We start from the raw sequence: 19,524 nt of genomic DNA on the forward strand, positions 1-19,524 counted from the left end.
AAACTCGTCGACATCGTCCATCCGTGGAACAGGGCGCTTCCCAAACCCGTCGACAAGCGACGTCGCTACCGCTCGATGGAGCCACTCCCCTGCCGAACACCAGTGGGGGAGGTCGCGTCGTGGCCTGGCCGGGGCTGCCGGGGCTGTCATCGCTGGTCCCCCGCGCGCAGTTCGGTGGTGATCTGGCGCCGGCCGGCGATGAGTGCCTCGGCGACGACGCCGGCCGCGACGAGCGCGGCGAGGCCGGCGGTCTGCAGCAGGACCGGCGGGACGGCGACCGGCAGGCCGCGCGGGGTCTCCGCGCCGACCAGGATCGACAGGTCGAAGGACGGGCCGAGCAGGGCGACGGCGCCCAGGGCGACGAGGCCACCGCCGACCGCCGCGGCCACGGTCTGCGGCAGGGTCTCGACCAGGATGAGGGCCAGGCCCTGCCGGGGACGCAGGCCCATGGTGCGCAGCCGGGCGAGCAGGGCGGTGCGTTCGGGGGCGGCCCGGACCAGGGTCAGCAGGGCCGCGAGCAGGGCGAGGGCGCCCGCCCCGAGGACGGCTGTCCAGAACAGCCGGGCCGCGGAGTCCTGGAGCGGGTCGTCGCCCAGTTCGGCGGTGACGGCGGCGCTGGTGCGCACGGTGTAGCCGTCCGGCAGGGCGGCCTGGCCGTCGGGGGCGGGCGCGGTGCGTTCGTTGCCGGTGGCGATGCGTTCGCGCACCAGGCGTCGGAGGGCGTCCTGGTCGACGGGGCCGGTGGCCAGCCAGAGGTTGGGACGGCCGAGTTCGGGGACGAGGGCGGCGGCCGGGCCGGCCGGCAGGACGACGAACAGGCGGTCGTCGCCCTGGAGGGCGGGGGTGGCGTCGACGGTGCCGGCGGTGGCGGTGAGCAGTTCGCCGCCGTTCGGCAGGCCCAGGCGGTGGGTGCTCTCGGGGCCGAGCTGCTTGGCGAGCGCGGTGGAGAGCAGGGCGGGCACCGGCGTGTCCGATCCGCCGGCGCCGCCGGACAGCGCGGCGGGGTCGAAGGCGCCGCGGCCGAGCGAGCGGGAGATCTCCGCGTACGCGGCCGGTTCGGCGACCACGGCGAAGATCCGGATGGTGTCGCCGCCGCCGAGGACGAAGACCTCGGTGTCGGCCCAGACCGGCGCGGAGGCCCGGATGCCGGGCAGCTCGGCGGCGGCCTCGGAGAAGGCGGGTGGGACGGTGACGCCGATCGGGACGAGCACGGAGGCGTCGCCGCCGACGCTGATCCGGGCGGCGTGGGCGCGGGCGGTGTCGACGGCGCCCAGCACGGTGGCGCCGAAGCCGGCGGTGGTGACGGCGAGCAGCAGGGCGAGCAGCGGCAGCGCGGAGGGGCCCTTGCGTTCGCCGGTGCCGCAGGCGGCGCGGGCCAGGCCGAGGAAGCCGACGGCGCCGGGCCGCCGGGCGGCGATCCGGCCGAGGGCGCCGAGCGGCAGTGGTTGGAGGCGGGCGAGCAGCAGTCCGCCGGTGAGGGCGAGCAGCAGCGGCGCGACGACCAGCAGCGGGTCGGCGCCCTCTTCGGTGGTGGCGACGCCGCGCCGCCGGACCTCCGCCACGGCGGCGGCGGTCAGGGCCAGGACGGCGAGTTCGGCGACCAGGCGTCGGCGGCGGCCGCCGGGCCGGGCTCGGGACCAGAGCCGGGCGGCGCGCAGCGGGAAGGCGAGCAGGCTGAACAGGGCGACGGCGGTGGCGGCCAGGACGGCGGTGCCCCAGCGCGGGGTGGGAAGCAGCCACAGGGCGAGCGCGGTCGCGAGGGCGGAGGCCGGCAGGACGGTCACCGCGCCCTCGCCGAGCAGCCGCCGCACGGCGCCGGTGCGGGAGGCGCCGCGGGCCTGGAGCAGTCGCAGTTCGGCAAGCCGTCGGTCGCCGGTGAGTGCAACGGCCAGGCAGAGCACGACGGCGCCGACGCCGGCGAGGCCGGCCGGGCCGATCGTGGCGAGCGATGCGGCCGCTTCCCTGCGGGCGGTGGCCTGGCGGAAGAGCACGGGAAGCGGGGAGGTGATCCGCAGGCCGGGGCGCTGGGTCTCGTTGGCCAGGGTGTTGGCGGTGGCCCCGGTGAGGTAGGAGGCGAGCGCCTGGTCGGTCTCGGCGAGGCGGTCGGCGCGCAGGCCGTCGACGCCGACGGGCAGGCGCCAGAAGTCCTGGGCGCCGAGCTGCCAGGTCCGCACCTGTTCGAGGGCGGTGCCGTCGACCAGGCCGGCGGTGCGCCAGTACCTGGCGGGCAGCTTGCCCTGGCGCCGGAGGACGTTGAGACAGGCCCGGTCGGGGCAGGGCAGGTCGGTCCAGTAGGGGTCGTTGTGGTCGTTGACGCGGAGGATGCCGACCACCTCGGCCCGGGGTGCCTCGTCGTCGAGCGAGGACGAACCGGTCCTGAGGACGGCACCGAGGCGGATGCCCATGGTGTCCGCGGCGTCGCGGCTGATCGCGATCGGGACGGGCTGCCCCGGTACCGGGGTGCCGGGCCAGCTGCCCTCGGCGAGCGTCACGTGGTCGCGCAGGCCCTGGACGTAGAGCAGGTCCATCGTCGGGTCGGCGTCGTCGGGCCGGGTCAGACCGGGGTCGACGAGGGTGCGCGGCTTGCGGCTGCGGGAACCGTGGACCACGTCGCCCGGAGCGACGCCGAGGATGCCGGTGCGGGCGGCGAGCAGGGCGGCGTCGGTGTCCAGGCGCGCGGCGTCGGCCCGCGGGCCCTCGGCCCGGTCGACCCGGCCCCGGTCGTCGATGCCCCGGTCGGACACGGCGAAGACGCTGGTGGCCGCCGGGCCCCGGTCGCGCAGGAACTCGCGCAGGCCCTGGTCGGCGGTCCGGTCGAGCAGGCGGGGGTAGGCCGTCGCCAGGAAGACGGTGCCGAACGCGAGGGCGGCGGTGAGCAGCGCGGCGAGCGGGGCCGCGCGCAGCCGGGTGCGTACCCAGGCGGCGGGGCGGTGCGCGGCCCGCGGACCGGCGTCCGCGGGCCGGGGGGCCGCGGTTTCGTCCGGGCTGGTCACTGGTGAACCCTCCTGTCCCCGGCCCCCGCGACAGGGCTCGTGGTCGACGGCCTGGTGGATGCTCCGGCCCGGCGCGGTGCGGCGATCAGCGCCCCGGGGGCGGCGGCGCTCAGCACAGTCACCGGGTCGTCGTTCGGGGAGCCGGGCCGGATCCACCGACGCAGGCGCAGGCGCAGGCGGACGACGGTGGTGATCGCGAGGAACGCGCTCACGCTGATCGTGTACCGCAAAGCCCACCCCGTGTCGCACATCGGAAACTTTCGGCGAGGATGTCAGAACATCGCCGACGGTGGGCCCGGATCGCGGAAATCCGGCCGAGCCCACGCGGGCCGTTCCGCCTCCCACCACCCGGAGGACGGCGAGTTCATGGGAGGGACAGCCCAGTGGGTCGAACAGGTCCACGATGGAAGTCCGGCCTTCAGCCGGCGCGGGTTCAGGAGGACGTCCTGCCCGCCAGGGCCTGATCGACCAGTGCGCGCAGTTCCTTGTCGCGGACGATCATCGGGTAGCCCCCGTCCGTGCAGAGTCGGCGGTCCGACTGCCGGACGGTCAGCAGCGCAGCCCGGATCGTCGGGGTGATCTCGCCGATGCGGATCAGTGCCCGCAGGGCGTCCCGAAGGAGGTGGAAGCCGTCGCCGCCGTCGGCGACCGGCAGGACGAACTCTTCGAGGACCCGCAGGCTCGGCTCGGGACGGCCCGTGATCGACCAGAGCGTGACCGCGGCGGTGAGGCGTGTCCCGTGCGTGCTGTTCTCCATCGCGCATCGGACCTGGGGCGCGTAGGGAGCCGCGTCGGCGCCGAAGTCGCCGAGGGCGTCGATCGGCCCGCACCCGGGTGGCGATGCCGTCATGACGGCATCGCCGACGAGCCGCAGCCGTGCCGCCCGGCCACCGACGATGTACTCGGCGGTCGCGGCCACCAGGGCGTGGTTGCCCGGGTGGTCCAGGACTTCGCAGGTACTCAGGGCCGGCGCGGCCGAGGCGGCGGCCGGTCCCAGGCCTCGCAGGATGTGGAGCACATGGACGGAGCTCCAGGTGTCGGCGAGCAGCGGAAGGAGGTCGGGCAGCGCCGGCAGTGCGTCCTCACCCCAGGCCGCCAGCACTTCGAGGAACGCACGGGTCGCACCGCCTCGGGCCCCGCCCTCCCGGATCGCCTCCCGCATCGCAGGCAGCAGGACGTCCGCGTGGGCGCGTAGTGGAATCAGCACGTCGGTGACGTCCGGCCGCCGGGGATCGGCGATGCAGTAGCCGCGGCCCTGCTCCTCCTCCTGCGCGCGGAGCTGCTCGACCAGGCCGGGAAGGGCGCGCGGGTCACCGATCCGGGTCAGTGCCCAGCGAGCGATCTCTGCGACCGTTCCGTCGAGGTACTCGTCGGCCGCGTCGTCGCCGAGCAGTGCGGCGAGCCGATCGGCGTAGCGGGCCGCCGACGGGCCCAGCACCGCGAGGATGTTCGCGGCCCTCAGCCGCACGGCTCCGTCCGGACTGGCCAACAACCCGCCCGCCAGCGGTAGCAGATCCGCCTCCACGGAACGCCGCTTGGTCAGGAGGCCCCACGCCACGTCCAGGGCCTCCCGGCAGAGCGCGGCGTCCCGGGTGCGGTCCGCCGTCTCGGCCAGCCGGACGGCGAAGCGGAGTTCGGCGTCAGGATCGTGCGCGAGCTTCCACGCCGTCGAGCGGACCACGTCCTCACGGGTCCAGGGGCCGTTGACGCCCGGGGTGTACCAGACTTCTTCGAACCGTGGCCGCTCCGCGGCGTCGCAGTACAGCTCGATCAGCCGGTCCAGGTGCCGGACCGGCAGTTCCCGGTCGAATTCCGCCGAGGCGTGCACGGCCGCGACCCGGAGCACCGGGTCGTCCCCGTCCACCAGCCCCGCCAGCACCGTCCGCACCCCGTCGACTTCGTCGTCGCTTCCGGTCTGGCCGGCCCCTGCGGCTACCGCCTCGCCGAGGGCGAGCAGCAGCGGGACGCGGACCGTCGGGTCGGTCTCCGTCCGCCACCGTTCGAGCAGCTGTCCGATCCCCCCTGCCAGGGGCAGGGCCTCCCGTCGCACCGCCGGCTGCGGATCCGCGAGCAGCGCACGCGCCTGCGTCCAGTCGAAGCCCATCACTTCCGGCGCTTGCAAGGCCACCAGCAGCTCGATGAGCTCCACCCGTACCGCCGTGGACAGGGCCGGATCGGCGGCGAGCGCGACGACGAACGGCAGGGCCACTGCCGTCGCGGTCGGCGTCGCACGCCCCTCCCTCGTGATGAGGGAGTACAGCGGGTAGCAGTCTTCCTCCGTCGCCGCCGTGCTCGTCAGGGCGAGCCGGCGAAGCGCCCGCGAAACATCGTCGACCGAGTCGACCGGATGCGCCGTCGCAAGCCCTTCCCACACCACGGCGTCCAGCGCTTCCAGCAGCGTCCCCGTCATCGTCATCCCGTCCACCAACACACCCGTCCCGCGCAGCAGGCGTCATCGTCCCGGAAACCCACCGTCCTGTCGTCCGAAATTCGCCCCGCCTCGTACCCGAGGCGGACTCTCACCCGGACGACCGGTGCGGTCCGTGCCAGGTGCGCGGCGAACGCCTGCGGCCCCACCGGATCGGCCGGCCGCTTCCCTTCCCCGGCCGCACCGGTGGGTGTCCGCGCCGCGCCCGGACGCCCGGAATTCCTTTCGGAAATCATTTCGGCGCTCTCCGGCCGGTCCGGGCCGCCAGCGGCACCGGAACGCATAGTTCCGCTTGCCTTGCCAGTGGCAATTCCTCATCCGGGCAGCCTGAAACAACGTCAGAACCGGTACCACTGCGGAACAGTCACAACGAAGACGAAAACCCGGGAGAAAGCCACCGAATCGCCCATCGCGCGGAACGGCGGCGTCTCACAGTAAGGCGGGCGAGCTTCTCAAACCGCAGGTCAACGCCGCGCGGCCGAGTGAGACGTCTCAAAGCTCGTTTTTTCCCTCGAACCGGTCCGGCCGCTGCGGCAGAGTCGTTTCCTGCCGGGCGGTGCACAGCCCGGAGCCGATCCGGGAATTCACCGGGCGCCGTGACGACGAGGGCGCGCAGAATTCTCGAACCACCGATCGAGAGGCAATGAAATGAAGAAGAAGATCGCGGCCGGCGTACTCGCCGCGGCCACCGTGGGTGCGGTGCTGCTCGGCGCCTCCGCGCCGGCCTTCGCCAGCAGCGGCGGCTGTGTCACCGGCGACGCGTGCGTCTACTACAGCCCCAACCTCCAGGGCGCCAAGTTCGGCAAGGGCGAGGCCGGTAACTACGACGGCTACTTCGGTGGCGGCGGCGCCGGCAACGGCCAGGCCGTCATGAACAACGCCGCCTCGGTGTGGAACATGGACCACAACTTCAACCTCCGGGTCCACTACCGCGAGTACAGCATCCGCGACACCGGCCCGAACCAGTACGTCCCGCACGACTCGTGGGTGAACCTGGGCGCGGTGCCGTGGAACGGCGGCTCGATCGACATGCGCAACAACAACCACTCGCAGAGCTGGGAACCCCGCTAAGCAGGCACCGGCCCGGGTGCCGGACCCCGTTCACCGGGGTCCGGCACCCGGGCCACGCCCCACCCGCCGAACCACCTGCCCCAACCGCCCGCCGCGCCGCGCGGGCGGGTGCCCGAGGAGCTCCGCATGACACCCCCGCGCCGCGGCCGGTCACTGTCGGCCCTGCTGCTGCCCGCCACGCTGGCCCTGGTCGCCGGCTGCGCCCCCGAGGGCGGCGCGACCGCGACCGCGCCGCCGCCGTCCGCTTCCCTGGCCGCCATGAAGCCGCCGCCGATCGGGGACGTGCCCCGGCTTGCCCGCGCCGACGACCGGGCCCTGCCGATCGAGGCCTACCTGCTGAGCGGAGAGCAGTTCCGGCAGTACGACGAGGCCCAGGGCGTCCTGGTCACCCGGTGCGTGCGGGGCTTCGGCCTGGACTACTCCGCGCCGGCCCCGGTCGCGCCCGCGGAGACCCAGACCACGCACCGCTACGACCCGGTCGACGTCTCCGACGTCTCGGTGAACGGCTACCACTCCCCCGACACGGACCGCGGGAAGAAGCCGGCCGCCGCCCCCTCGCTGAGCCCCGACGTCACCACCGTGCTCGGCGCGGGCCTCGGGGCGGACGGCAGGCCCGCCTCCGGCACCGCCGTCGAGTACCGCGGCCGTCGGCTCCCCGCCGGCGGGTGCATCGCCGACGCCCAGCGGGAGCTGACCGCCCATGGCGGCACCGGCCGGGACGCGGACGTCGCGGTGGGCGTCAACTACGAGGGCTTCGAGCGTTCGCGCGAGGACCCCCGGGTCAAGGCCGTCTTCCAGGACTGGTCGCGGTGCATGGCCGAGCGCGGGTACTCCTACGCCACCCCGGGGGACGCGCTGAAGGACCCCCGCTGGGCGGCCACCGACAGGCCGACGACGCAGGAGATCACCACCGCCACCGCCGACGTCGAGTGCAAGGAACGGGTCAACGTGGTGGGGGTGTGGTTCACCGTGGAGGCCGCGTACGAGCAGGAACTGATCCGGCTGCGGCAGTCGGAGCTGACTGCGGCGAAGGCCGCCAACGACGCGATGCTGCAGACCGCGAAGTCGGTGGTCGCCGAGGGCCCCTGACAGCCGCTCCGAGCGGCGTCACCCACCCGAGCTTCACGCGCCGCCCGGCCGGGCCCGCCTGTTCACGGCAGGCCGGGCAGGCCGCTGCTCACGGTGGCCGGGGTGTTCTTCGCAGGACCGCCTCCAGGACCCCACCCGCACGGTTGCGGGCCGGGCGAGGACGCCCGGCCCGCAACCGCGGTCAGCCGCGAGGGGTCAGCAGGGGACGCCGGATCCCGTCGGCGCGCCGAGGATCTGCGTGAACGCCTTGTACCGGTTGACGCGGCTCTCCACCTGGCGCGGGTTCTTGCCGTCGCATTCCAGCGCGCCGTTGATCGAGCGGATCGACTGCCCGAAGCCGGCGCCGCTGATCATGGCGTCGTGCCCGGTGATCGGGCCCGGCCCGTTCTGGGTGTTCCAGTACCAGAGGGCGGTCATCATGGCGACGGCCGGATCGTTCTCCACCAGCCAGGGGTCGTTCAGCAGGTCGATGCCCAGGAAGTCGCCCACCCGCTTGTAGTTGTAGTTCCAGCTCAGCTGGATCGGGCCGCGCCCGTAGTACGCCGACTGGCCGGCCGGGCAGCCGTAGGGCTGGCCGGTGTCGCAGTAGTGCGGGTAGTTCGCCTCGTTGACCTCCTTGATGTAGTACAGCCCCGCGGTCTCATGGCTGATGTTCGCGAGGAAGGCCGCGGCCTCCTGCTTGCGCATCGTGCTGTCACCGGTGTGCGCGAACGCCGGGAACGCCTTCATGGCATCCACCAGGCCCTGGTAGGTGTAGGCGGGATTCCGGTTCGGGAACATCTGGTCGAACTGGGCCTCGCTCACCACGAAGCTGTTCGGGTACGGGTTGCCACCGGTTCCACAGGTGTACGGCGACCAGTAGTACGTGCTCACCGTGGGGTCGTAACCGGGATTGTCGCGCTGGGCGACGTAGATCCTGCCGTCGGTGTACCGAACGATGTCGTGCGCCTGGTAGTTGGCGCCCTTCGACCAGCCGGGCGCCACCGCGCATTCGTCCGCCGGGGTGGGGGTGGCGGCGGACGCCGTACCGGGCACGAGGGCCGCGGCGGCCAGGGAACCGGCTGCCATCAGACCGGCCAGCACTGCCTTCATACGAGCTCTGGGCACGTGTATCCCTTTCGTACATCGCGCGCACGCCGATCAGACCCGGTGGGGGCCGGGTCGGCCGACAGGCGCCGTGGGGGACGATGTTGGCGCACACTGAATCGTTTCGCGTTCACCGCGGTCAAGGCCCGCCCTGACATGTTTTGCAGGCTGCAACAAGCGTCTTTTTCCATTGAGTTGACTGATCTTCAGCACTAGCTTCCGACCCGGAGTCCGATCACCGGACCACCGGCGGTGGCGGTGCGGTGGCGGTGCAGTGGCGGTGGCGAACGGGTGACGGCGATCCGTCGATCCGGGTGCGGCGGTCCGAGCGGCCGAGGTGCGTCCGGGCCACGGCTCGGCTCCTGGCCGCCGGACACCGGGCGGAGCGCGCCGCGGCGGTCGCCGGCCCGACACGCTGCGGGCGATCCGCGTCCGGGAATGGCTGCGGTGGGGGCTGCTGACGACGGGAGAAGAGGTTCACCGCGTCATCGGGCCAGGCACGACCGACCTGCCGCTTCCCGTCTTCGGCGCCGTCAAGCCCCTCGCCAGGGCCTCGGCGTCGTCGTCCCGGTGCCCGGTGCCCGTTTCCACGACCCGGGACGACGGTCGGCTGCGCTGAGACACCGCGTTCCGGCGTGGTCCTCCGCCACCGGATCGCGTGTCACACCTGCAGGCTACTCTCCGCCCCATGGACGATCGGTTGTGGACGGGTGTACGGGAGCGGGCGCAGGAGTCGGCCCGCGCATCGGCGGCGGTGCCCGAATCCCCGTTCGGCGCGATCGGGCACCGGTTCCGGATCGACCCGGTGCCGTCGCCGGCCGGGCTCGTGGGGCTGGAGGCGCAGATCGGCGTCCGACGGCCCCGGAAGTACCGGCTGTTCCTGCCGACGGTGGGCGCCGGCGGGGCGGGGCCGGCCTGCGGGGTCTCCCCCGTGCGGCGCGAGGACGGCCGGTGGCCGTGGACCGGCGGCGGCGCCGAGGAGGAGGAGCGGGCATGCCACTGACGGACTCGCAGCGGATCGCGGAGCTCGCCCGGTGGGCCGAGCCCCGGACAGCCTCGGACCGGGAGTGGTTGGAGGACGCGCGGCAGCTGGTGGCCGAGGCGGTGGCACGGCATCCGGCGTTCGCGGATCTCGGGCTGCTGGTGGAACCCATCGGATCCTGGGCGAACGGCACTCACCTCGACAGCACCGTCGACATCGACATCAGGGTCGAGTTCACCGAACGGACCTTCCACGGCGCCGCGGCCGGCGTGTCGTCCCCGGGCCTCGCCCGCCAGCACCGGGCGTACGGCGGCCGCTGGACGCCGGCGGAGTTCCGGTCCGAACTCGGCGCCGCGCTGACGGCCGTCCACGACGCCGTCGACACCGGCCGCGCAACCGCTCTCCGCGTCCCCGGTGTTCCGGGCGGCCGGCCGGGCGTCCGGGTGGTGCCGTGCTTCGGCTACCTCCACCGGCCCGTGCTGATGGGCACCGAGCAGCGCGGCACCGTCGTGTTCACCCGGGACGGCAGGCACCTCGTCAACTGGCCTCGGCAGCAGCTGGAGAACGGGCGGGCGAAGGACACCGCGACCGGCCACCGCTACACGTACGCGGTCCGCGCCCTCAAGGCGGTCGCGTCCGATCCGGCCTCGGCGGGGGCGTCCAGGGCCCTCCCGTCGTACTTCGCGCAATGCCTGATCCACAGCGTCCCCGACGAAACCCTGCGCGCGGGATCGCTCGACGACGCGTTCCGCGGCGCCCTCGACTTCCTGAAGTACCAGCTCGGCGTCTGGTCGATGTTCGCCAAGCCGGACACCCTGCTCGAACCGAACGGAATCACGAGGCTGTTCGGGCCGGGCCGGCCGTGGACCAGGTCCGACGGGCACGCACTCGTCGTCGCGGCCCGCCGACACCTCGGCTACCAGCGCTGACCTCCCACGGGGGGAATGAAGGGACGACCGCACGTACGCCCGCCCGCCCGGGCCGGTGGTGGTGAGGTAATCGGCCCCGCGCGGGCGGCACGGCCACGCGACCGGCGCGCGTTGTGGTCGCGCTGCGCGCGCGCCGGGATCGCCCCGCCTGGGGAAGCGGGGCCGCTGCGCCACCGAGCGGAACCCGAGGGCATGACGGCGGGACGGCGTGGCGATGAGTTTTCCGGCCCCGGGGGGTCTACATCTCGACAGGGACCACCGGACGGATCGGGAGTACAGACATGGGCCTCATCCACATCGAGCTGTTCGCGACCCTGGACCTCGTGGGGCAGGCGCCGGGCGGACCGGACGAGGACCCTGCGGGGTTCCCGTTCGGCGGCTGGCAGGTGCCGCTGCTGGACGACGTCACCGGGGCGCAGATCGCTGCCGCGTACGAGGGGACGGACGCCCTCCTGCTCGGCCGACGCACCTACGACCTCTTCGCCTCCTACTGGCCGCGCCAGACGGAGGGCGAGATCGCCGAGCTCTTCAACCGCGTCCCGAAGTACGTGGCCTCGCGCGGCACGCCCGAGCTCCCGTGGGCCGGATCGACGCGGCTCGGCCCGGACCTGGCCGACGCGGTGCGCGCGATCCGCGACCGGCACGAGCACGTGAAGGTCGTCGGGAGCCTGGACCTGGTGCAGACCCTCCTGCGGGACAGGCTCTTCGACCGCCTCGACCTGTGGGTGCACCCCGTCGTGCTCGGAGTCGGGAAGAAGGTCTTCGACGGCGGCGCGGTGCCCACGAACGTCACGCTGCTCGAAGCACCGGTGGCCGGACCCACGGGCACGGTGTTCCTGCGCTACGGGCTCGCCGACGGCACGCCGAGGACGGGCGACATGAGCGCGCCCGGCCGTGGTCTCGGGCACGACGACGGCCGGTGATCCGGTGATCCGGTGATCCGGTGATCACGGTCGACGCCGACGGGATCACCCCGTGCGGCGCCGAGTCGGTCGGTGACGACGACGCACCCCTGTTCTGTTGCTGCCCGCGGGGCACGGCTGCTCGTACCCGACGAGGCCGCCACGGTGGGTCACCGCCTCCTGTGCACGCCGGCCGCCGTACTGCGCGGCCCGTGACCCGGTGACGACGACCGAGGGCGGTGTGCACGACGCGCCCGGTGGCCCGTTCGGGCGGTGGACCGGGCGCGTCGTGCACGGGCGGCGTCGTCAGCGGCGCAGCGGGCCCTCGCAGGTGTAGTCGGCGGTGCCGGCCTGGCCGGAGGGCCAGACGTCGACCTTGCCGAACCAGCAGTTCATGTCGGCCATGTTGTTGGCGGCCGCGCCGGCGCGGCCGAGGAGGAAGTGGTCGACGGTGGCGGCCATGTCCTTGCGGGTCTGGCCGGAGTCGGCGGCGTTGGTCAGGTTGGCCGTGATGCGGCCGGTGCAGGTGAAGCGCATCTTGTTGTCCCAGTCGCCGTTGTCCTTGCAGTCGGGTGTGTTCTGCGTGGCGGCGGCGAAGGCGTTGCGGATCTCGGAGGCCCAGGCGTAGTTCAGCGAACCGTTGGCCGTGTAGGTGGTGTTGGGGACGAAGAGGCCGTCCGCGAGCGGGACCTCGGCGTCCAGGTAGGCGGTGTACTCGCGCTGGAGGGCCGTGTCCCTGCCGAGGCGGTCGCGCCAGGCGTCGTAGCCGGTGCGGTCGTCGGCGCGCAGCAGGCGGTACATCTCGGCGAGCTGGTCGGGGTGCTTCTCGCCGAGCAGGTTGAAGAAGGCGGCGGAGTACGGGTAGGCGCGGAAGCCCAGTCCGTTCCAGGTCGCGTGGAGGATCTGGTCGACGCTCAGGCGCGGGGTGCCGGCCTGGTCGTCCCAGCCGATCTGGCGCAGCATGTACTTGCGGGCCTTGACGCCGCCGTCGCGGGTGGCGCCGGCGAAGTACTCGGCGGTGCCCTCGTTCATGGCGAAGGTGGCGTCGCTGGGCCAGCGGGTGGTGTAGCCCTCCTCGGGGATCGCCCAGCGGGCGTTGAGGTAGTGGGTGTACTCGTGCCGGAACAGCTCCTCCAGGCTGAAGTACGACTCCTGGGTGGTGCGCTGGTAGGTGTAGAAGGTGGAGTTCTCCTCGATGAACATCCCGCCGTTCTGGACGTCGCCGATGCCGAACAGGACGTACTGCAGGGCCTGGTAGTTGGACTTGGTGTCGTACAGCTGGACGGTCAGGACGGGGTGGTTGTCACCGGCCAGGGGCTGGTCGGTGCCCAGGGTCCGGAAGAACTGGGCCTTGACCTGCTTGGTGGCGTAGTAGAGCTGGTCGGCGGTGGCCCTGTCGAGGGCGGTGCGCACGATCAGGGTGCCGTTGTCGTAGCTGTAGGTGTGGGGGAACACCAGGCGTTCCAGGTCGGTGCGGCAGACCGCGTACTGGCCGCACAGCCCGAGGTCGTTGACCGGGGCGAGGAGGTTGGCCCACGGCCGGCTCATCCGGCCGAAGGTCGCCGCGGCGAGGTCCAGTTGGGCACCGATGCGCTGCTTCAGCTCAGGCTTGAGGGCATCGATCCGGGCGAAGCGCCCGTACTCCAGCATGGCGTCGGCGGCCGCCCACTCGCTGGCCGTGCCCTTGAGGTGGGTGTAGCCGGCGTAGGCGCGGAACGCCTCGCGGTAGTCGGCGTCGGCGGCGACGGCGGCACGGAAGAGGCCCTGCGGGTCCTCGCCGACGTTCTCGATGCCCTGGAAGTTGATCTGGAGGGCGCCCTGGACGGCCCAGTTCCAGCCCCGGTCGCCGGTCACGGGCGAGCCGGGCGCGAACGTCCTCATGACCTGCTTCACCAGCGGCAGGCGGGCCAGGCGCAGCCTGGGGGCGCTGCCGGCCTGGAGTAGTTCGCCCATGGTGTCGCCGTTGGTGGTGGTGGGCTCGAACACCCGGGGGTTGGCCGTGTAGTCGCGGATCGCGCGGTCGAGGGCGGCGACGGTGGTGTCGTCGCCGAGGTCGATCTCGGTGTGGTTGAAGTCGAAGAAGACGGCGATGTGCAGGTAGTACCAGAGTTCCTGCTGGTTGAGGTTGTTCGCGCTGTCGAAGGACGGTGCGCGGGAGCTCACCTCGGCCGCGACGGCCCGCACGTGCTCGGGCGTCATCACCTTCGCGGTCCGCGGGTCCCAGTTGACCAGCAGGGGCCGCAGGCAGTCCTGGTAGGTGTGGCCGCGGTCGGTGAGGAAGTCGACGAGGGCCGCGGGGGTGAGCGAGGTGAACACCTCGGGGGTGCAGGCGGCGCTCTTGGCGGAGGTGGCGGAGGCGGCGGCCGGGAGGGCGGGGTCGGCCGGGTCGCCGGACTGCAGGCCGGTGGTCGGCTGGCGCGTCGCCGTCCCCGGCCAGCCCTGCGGGCCGGCGGCGGCAGCGCCGCCCGGGGCACCCTGGTGGGCGAGGTGGTCGCCGGCCTGCGGCAGGACGGGGGCGGTGCGGGCCGCGGCCGCGGTCGGGGCGGCGGCGGGCGCGCGCTCGGCGGAGGCCTGAGCGCTGTGCAGCAGCGGGACCGCGAGCGCAGCGGCCAGCGCGGCCGAGAGCAGGGTGTTGCGCACGGTGGCTGATGAAGGCACCGAGATCTCCTCAAGGGATGTGGGGGGGGTGGTCTGATGGTGCGTGTGCGGGCGCGTACCGAGGGAGGAGAGAGAGGCGGCACGTGCCGGCGACACCGGCGCCGAGGCGTGGGGGACCGGCGGCCGGGGCCGATGACCGCGCCGAGAGCCGGCGCGGAGCCGTGGACCGTACGGGACGCAGTTGGGGGGGTGTCCTCGTACGGGAGTGGGGGTGCCGGTGACGGGGCGTGGCGGCTGTTAGGGGGCTTAGCCCTCCATCCGGACGGACCTGTCCGGAAGCGGGATCAGAGAAATCGACACGGTTCTCCTGAGGGGGGGTGGAACCGGCGGCAGGAGGGGATTGTGGCCACCTGCGGGGAAACCCGCCGATCTTGATGGGGAAACTTACATCGCAATGTGAAATTGCACTAGTCCTGTCCTCGGATAGCCCGGAAACCCGGGAGCCGGCGCGCCGACGGTCGGCCCGCCGGCGTCCAGCACATATGCGTCCTCGTCGGGCCGCCATTGCGGGCAAGCAGCCTTCCGGGCGGGGCGACGCCAACGCGGCCCGTGACCGGCCGACGCGCCACGGTTCCGGTGGCGCAGCCCTCCGTGACAGCGCGGCAGGTGAGGGGCTCGCGCCCGGAAGCGGCCCGGCCCCTCCGGCCGGCGGGGGCGGTTCAGGCAGCGCGGGGTGCGGACGGCGGGAGCGTCGTGGAGTGTCGGCGTCGAGGCCTGCTTCGGTGCGGGCGTGGAGAAGGGCCCGCCCCCGGCGGGAACGGGCCCGACATGCGGCGGCCGATGCCGATCCCCGATACTGGCCGAAACAGTCTGTGGCACCTCGGTGACGCAGAGTCGACGGGTTTCCGGTCGATCACCTGGCGGCCGGGAAACCGCGTACCCGCACCGGTCCCGCCCATCGTTGCAGGAGGCCATCTTGCGGACCGTACGAACCTCGGAGCAGATCACCCACGACGTGATCGCCTACCTCGAACCCGCGCTGCGGGAGGCGACGAGCAGGCTCAGCGAACCCGTTCTGCACATGACGGAGTACCACTTCGGCTGGGTCGACGCCGACGGACGGCCGTCCACCCCGGTGGGGTTCCGTCGCCGTCCGGCACTGATGTCCCTGCTGTGCGCCGGCAGCAGCGAGGAAGCGTGGGACGGCGTCCGCAATGCCGCCGTGGCGGGCACCCTGATGTCCGCGGCGGGCACCGTCCACGACGACATCATCGACCGCGAGCTGATCCGCAAGGGTCGAGCGACGCTGTGGAACGCATTCGGCGTCCCGGCCGCGATCCAGGTGGGCGTCGCCCTCCACTGCCTCGCCTTCGAGCTCCTCGCCGCCGAGGAGCCACGGGTCGCCGTCGAACTGAGCCGCCGCGCCGCCCTCGCCGTCCGGGAGTGCTGCTCGGGCCAGATCCGGGACCTGGAGTCCGAGGGCAGTTCGCGGATGAGCCTGCGGGACTCGCTCGACCTGCTGGAGCGCACCATCGCGCTGCCCACCGCCGGCGTCTGCCTGGTCGGCGCGGTGGTACGCGGAGCCAGTGACGCCGAGGTGGCGGCGGCCGAGCGGTTCGGCTACCACGCCGGGATGGCCATGGCGTTCTTCGACGACTGGGAAGGAGTCTGGAGCCGCTCGCGCGACTCCCTGGAGGACTCCCTCGCCGACCTTCGCCGGCGCAAGAGCCGGGCCTTCGTGGCCCACGCACTCCGCTCCCGGGGCCCGGCCCGGGACCAACTGGCCGCCTTCTACGACGACTCCGGCGAGCCCCACCCCGATCAACTCGCGCAGGTCGCCGCCCTGGTCGCAGCGTGCGGAGGCCGCACCTGGCTCGAAACGCGGATCAGGGAGCACGTCCGCCTGGCGGGACAGGCGCTGCCCGATGCCGTCCGCGACCCGGCCGCCAGGGCCGAGCTCGCCGTCTTCCTCGACGCGATCACCGACGAGCTGCCCTGACCTCCACACCCTGACCGGCCACCGGCACCGGCCGCCCGCGCCGCTCCCACCCCGTAGGGTCGGCCCGATCCACGAGGAGCACCCTCCTGCCCCCGACAAGCGGAGGACAACGGCCGGTCGCGGCGCACGGCAGCCGGTCGGACGGTCGGACCGTCGGACGGCGGCTTTCGAAGCCGCCCTGCCGTAGGGCCGAGGCCGGGATGTCCGCGGGGGCGGGTCGGGGTGACAAGAGAGCCCGGTGGGCGAGAACGCGCGTCCGGACGGCGGCCGTCCCCCTCCGCCGTCCCGGTCGGCACGCTCGCGCAGCGCCACCGCAGGACCGCCCCCAACGTGCGCGCCGCATCGGGAAAATGGAGCGCATCCACGCATCGGACCGCCGGCTGTCCGCATGGTGGGACGCGTTGGTGTCCGCAACGCGCCTGTGGTTCGCTGAGCCCATGATCATGCTCGTGACCCGACGCCACGTGGACTACACGCGTGTCACGACCATGAGTTGTCCCACCGCCCGCTGACGCGGCGCCTGGTGATCTTTCCGCAGCCGTAGCCGCGATCCGCGTACCCGCTCCGCCCGGAGCGCCCGTACGCCCGTTCCCCGCACCCGCCGCTCACATCGGCGCCAGCCCGGCCCACCGGGCTCCACATGTGTACGAGGAGAAGCATGAGCCAGCCGACCGACGCCGTCACCGCCGACCGCACGCCCGACGGCGAGTCCGCCGGATCCACCGCCCCCGCCTGGTCCTTCGAGACCAAGCAGCTGCACGCCGGTGCCGTGCCCGACCCCACCACCGGCGCCCGGGCGGTCCCGATCTACCAGACCAGCTCGTTCGTCTTCCGCGACACCCAGCACGCGGCCGACCTCTTCTCGCTCGCCGAGCCCGGGAACATCTACACCCGCATCCACAACCCCACCCAGGACGTCTTCGAGCAGCGGATCGCCGCGCTGGAAGGAGGGGTCGCCGCCGTGGCGGTCGCCTCCGGCCAGGCCGCCGAGACGCTCGCCATCCTCAACCTCGCGGGCGCCGGCGACCACATCGTCTCCAGCGCCTCCCTCTACGGCGGCACGTACAACCTCTTCCGGCACACCCTGCCCAAGTTCGGGATCGAGGTCACCTTCGTCGAGGACCCGGACGACCTCGACGCCTGGCGGGCCGCCATCCGGCCCGGGACGAAGGCCCTGTTCTCGGAGACCCTCGGCAACCCGCGCGGCAACGTTCTCGACATCCGCGGCGTCGCCGACGTCGCCCACGAGGCCGGGATCCCGCTGATCGTCGACAACACCGTCCCCACCCCCTACCTGCTGCGCCCCATCGAGCACGGGGCCGACGTCGTCGTCCACTCGGCGACCAAGTTCCTCGGCGGCCACGGCACCACCCTCGGAGGTGTCGTCGTCGACGCCGGGACCTTCGACTTCGGTGCCCACGCCGATCGCTTCCCCGACTACAACGAGCCGGACCCCAGCTACCACGGCCTGCGGTACTGGCCCGCTCTCGGGCCCGGCGCGTACGCCATCAAGCTGCGCGTCCAGCTGCTGCGCGACCTCGGGCCGGCCATCGCGCCGCACTCCGCCTTCCTGCTGCTGCAGGGCGTGGAGACGCTGAGCCTGCGCATGGAGCGCCACTCGTCCAACGCCCAGGCGCTCGCCGAGTGGCTGGAGCAGCGCGACGAGGTCGCCGCCGTCCACTACGCCGGACTGCCCTCCAACCAGTGGTACGAGGCCGGGCGCCGCTACCTCCCGCGCGGTGCCGGGGCGGTGTTCTGCTTCGAGCTGCGCGGCGGCATCGAGGCGGGCAAGCGGTTCGTGGACGCCGTCGAGCTCTTCAGCCACCTCGCCAACATCGGCGACGTGCGCAGCCTCATCATCCACCCGGCCTCGACCACGCACAGCCAGCTCGACGAGGAGCAGCTCGCCGCCACCGGCACCTCCCCGGGTCTGCTGCGGCTGTCGGTCGGCATCGAGAACCTGGAGGATCTCAAGGCGGACCTCGAAGCCGGCTTCCGCGCGGCGAAGGAGGCGTCCTGAACGCCGCTGACGGGACCACCCCGCAGGCGACGCCCCCTCCCGCCACCGGCGCGTGGCGGGAGGGGGACCCGCCCGGGCGCCGCCTCTGGTACGACAGCACGGAGCCCCTGCCGCTCGAGGCCGGCGGTCGGCTCTCCGGCGTGCGGCTGGCGTACGAGACCTGGGGGCGGCTCGCGCCCGACCGTTCCAACGCGGTCCTCGTCCTGCACGCGCTCACCGGCGACAGCCATGTCGCCGGGCCGGCCGGGCCCGGTCACCCGACCTCCGGCTGGTGGGACGCGCTGGTCGGGCCGGGCCGCGCCCTCGACACCGACCGCTGGTTCGTGGTGGCACCCAACGTCCTGGGCGGCTGCCAGGGCAGCACCGGTCCGGCCTCGCTCCGTCCCGACGGACGGCACTGGGGCGGGTCCTTCCCGCGCCTGACCCAGCGCGACCAGGTGCTGGCCGAGATCGGGCTCGCCGACGCGCTGGGCATCGAGCGCTGGGCACTCGTGGTCGGCGGCTCGATGGGCGGGATGCGCGCGCTGGAGTGGGCCGTCTCCCACCCGGAGCGGGTCGCCTCGCTGTTCGTGCTCGCCTCCACGGCGGTGGCGAGCGCGGACCAGATCGCCTGGGCCACCGCCCAGGTCCACGCGATCCGCGCCGACCCGCACTGGAACGGCGGTGACTTTCACACCGCCGCTCCCGGCCGGGGTCCGCATGCCGGTCTCGGCATCGCCCGGCGCCTCGCCCACATCACCTACCGCGGTGCCGAGGAGCTCGACGTCCGTTTCGGCAACCGCGCCCAGGACGGTGAGGACCCCCGGGCGGGCGGCCGCTACCAGGTCGAGTCGTACCTCGACCACCACGCCGCCAAGCTGGTCCGGCGGTTCGACGCGGCCAGCTACGCGGTGCTGGCCGAGGCGATGAACGCCCACGACACGGGCCGGGGACGCGGCGGCACGCGCGCCGCGCTGGCCCGGGTGACCGCCCGGACCCTGGTGGCGGGAGTCGACACCGACCGCCTCTACCCGCTCGCGCAGCAGGAGGAGCTCGCCGCCTCGATCCCCTCCGCCGACCGGGTCCGGGTGATCTCCTCCCCCTACGGCCACGACGGGTTCCTCCTGGAGACGGCGCAGGTCGCGGCGCTGATACGGGAGCTCGTGGACGACGTACGGGAGCCGTCGGCCACCGTCCCCGCCGGATGAGGACCCCGGCGCGGGCCCCTCGGGGCGGCCCCGTCGGCCCCGGCGGGCCGGGCAGCAGCACGGTGAACACCGCGCCGTCGCAACCGAGGTGGTCCGTGCCGGGGTCACCGCGGGTCAGCGGCCCTCCGGCGGGGAGCGGCCGGGCAGCTGCGTCCCGGCCGGGCGCCGCCGGGACGGTTCAGCACGGCGCACGAGCGTGACGCGGCTGCCGGACCCGGTCGGGCCGGACGACGGCGGCCG

At 73.4% G+C, this 19,524-nt stretch carries 13 protein-coding genes; 8 read left to right on the plus strand and 5 right to left on the minus strand.

Going from position 1 to position 19,524, the window contains the following annotated elements:
- Positions 1–146: 146 nt before the first annotated feature.
- The 3 genes from ACFVVU_RS09390 to ACFVVU_RS09400 form a co-directional block, all read right to left on the minus strand.
- The gene (locus tag ACFVVU_RS09390) at positions 147–2,993 is read right to left on the minus strand and encodes a hypothetical protein (RefSeq protein WP_387788928.1); all 2,847 of its coding nucleotides are present in this window, start codon (positions 2,991–2,993) and stop codon (positions 147–149) included.
- Entirely contained in the window at positions 2,990–3,205 is a 216-nt protein-coding gene (locus ACFVVU_RS09395) for a hypothetical protein (RefSeq protein WP_387788929.1), read from the minus strand. Before ACFVVU_RS09395 ends, ACFVVU_RS09390 begins: the two co-directional genes overlap by 4 nt.
- 221 nt (positions 3,206–3,426) lie before the next feature.
- Positions 3,427–5,409: a hypothetical protein gene (locus tag ACFVVU_RS09400; RefSeq protein WP_387788930.1), complete on the minus strand. Its 1,983-nt coding sequence runs from the start codon at positions 5,407–5,409 to the stop codon at positions 3,427–3,429.
- A gap of 660 nt (positions 5,410–6,069) precedes the next feature.
- Between ACFVVU_RS09400 and ACFVVU_RS09405 the strand changes: the two genes are divergently transcribed.
- Entirely contained in the window at positions 6,070–6,492 is a 423-nt protein-coding gene (locus ACFVVU_RS09405; RefSeq protein WP_387788931.1) for a peptidase inhibitor family I36 protein, read from the plus strand.
- Between the two features lie 126 nt (positions 6,493–6,618).
- Positions 6,619–7,581, plus strand: coding sequence for a hypothetical protein (locus ACFVVU_RS09410; protein WP_387788932.1), 963 nt, complete (start codon positions 6,619–6,621; stop codon positions 7,579–7,581).
- Positions 7,582–7,776: 195 nt separating this feature from the next.
- Here the strand turns inward: ACFVVU_RS09410 and ACFVVU_RS09415 are convergent, their stop codons facing one another.
- A complete protein-coding gene (locus ACFVVU_RS09415) occupies positions 7,777–8,688 on the minus strand; it encodes a glycoside hydrolase family 19 protein (protein WP_387788933.1) in 912 nt (303 codons plus the stop codon).
- Positions 8,689–9,355: 667 nt separating this feature from the next.
- Here ACFVVU_RS09415 and ACFVVU_RS09420 point away from each other — a divergent pair.
- From ACFVVU_RS09420 to ACFVVU_RS09430, 3 genes are all read left to right on the plus strand, one after another.
- Positions 9,356–9,670, plus strand: a complete 315-nt coding sequence (locus ACFVVU_RS09420; protein ID WP_387788935.1) for a hypothetical protein — start codon at positions 9,356–9,358, stop codon at positions 9,668–9,670.
- The gene (locus tag ACFVVU_RS09425; protein ID WP_387788937.1) at positions 9,661–10,578 is read left to right on the plus strand and encodes a hypothetical protein; all 918 of its coding nucleotides are present in this window, start codon (positions 9,661–9,663) and stop codon (positions 10,576–10,578) included. The genes ACFVVU_RS09420 and ACFVVU_RS09425 overlap by 10 nt, the downstream gene beginning before the upstream one ends.
- A gap of 281 nt (positions 10,579–10,859) precedes the next feature.
- A complete protein-coding gene (locus tag ACFVVU_RS09430; RefSeq protein WP_387788938.1) occupies positions 10,860–11,501 on the plus strand; it encodes a dihydrofolate reductase family protein in 642 nt (213 codons plus the stop codon).
- 285 nt (positions 11,502–11,786) lie between these two features.
- Here the strand turns inward: ACFVVU_RS09430 and ACFVVU_RS09435 are convergent, their stop codons facing one another.
- Positions 11,787–14,138, minus strand: a complete 2,352-nt coding sequence (locus ACFVVU_RS09435; RefSeq protein WP_387788939.1) for a collagenase — start codon at positions 14,136–14,138, stop codon at positions 11,787–11,789.
- A 916-nt stretch (positions 14,139–15,054) separates the two neighbouring features.
- Between ACFVVU_RS09435 and ACFVVU_RS09440 the strand changes: the two genes are divergently transcribed.
- The 3 genes from ACFVVU_RS09440 to ACFVVU_RS09450 all read left to right on the plus strand — a co-directional run bounded on the left by ACFVVU_RS09440 (position 15,055) and on the right by ACFVVU_RS09450 (position 19,284).
- Positions 15,055–16,077 (plus strand): polyprenyl synthetase family protein, encoded by a 1,023-nt coding sequence (locus tag ACFVVU_RS09440; RefSeq protein WP_387788940.1) that lies wholly within the window; start codon positions 15,055–15,057, stop codon positions 16,075–16,077.
- A gap of 658 nt (positions 16,078–16,735) precedes the next feature.
- On the plus strand, positions 16,736–18,097 hold the full coding sequence (locus ACFVVU_RS09445) for a bifunctional o-acetylhomoserine/o-acetylserine sulfhydrylase (protein WP_387788941.1): 1,362 nt from the start codon (positions 16,736–16,738) through the stop codon (positions 18,095–18,097).
- The gene (locus tag ACFVVU_RS09450) at positions 18,094–19,284 is read left to right on the plus strand and encodes a homoserine O-acetyltransferase (protein ID WP_387789204.1); all 1,191 of its coding nucleotides are present in this window, start codon (positions 18,094–18,096) and stop codon (positions 19,282–19,284) included. The genes ACFVVU_RS09445 and ACFVVU_RS09450 overlap by 4 nt, the downstream gene beginning before the upstream one ends.
- Positions 19,285–19,524 lie beyond the last annotated feature (240 nt).

The organism is Kitasatospora sp. NPDC057965, assembly GCF_042887135.1.
Lineage (GTDB): Bacteria > Actinomycetota > Actinomycetes > Streptomycetales > Streptomycetaceae > Kitasatospora.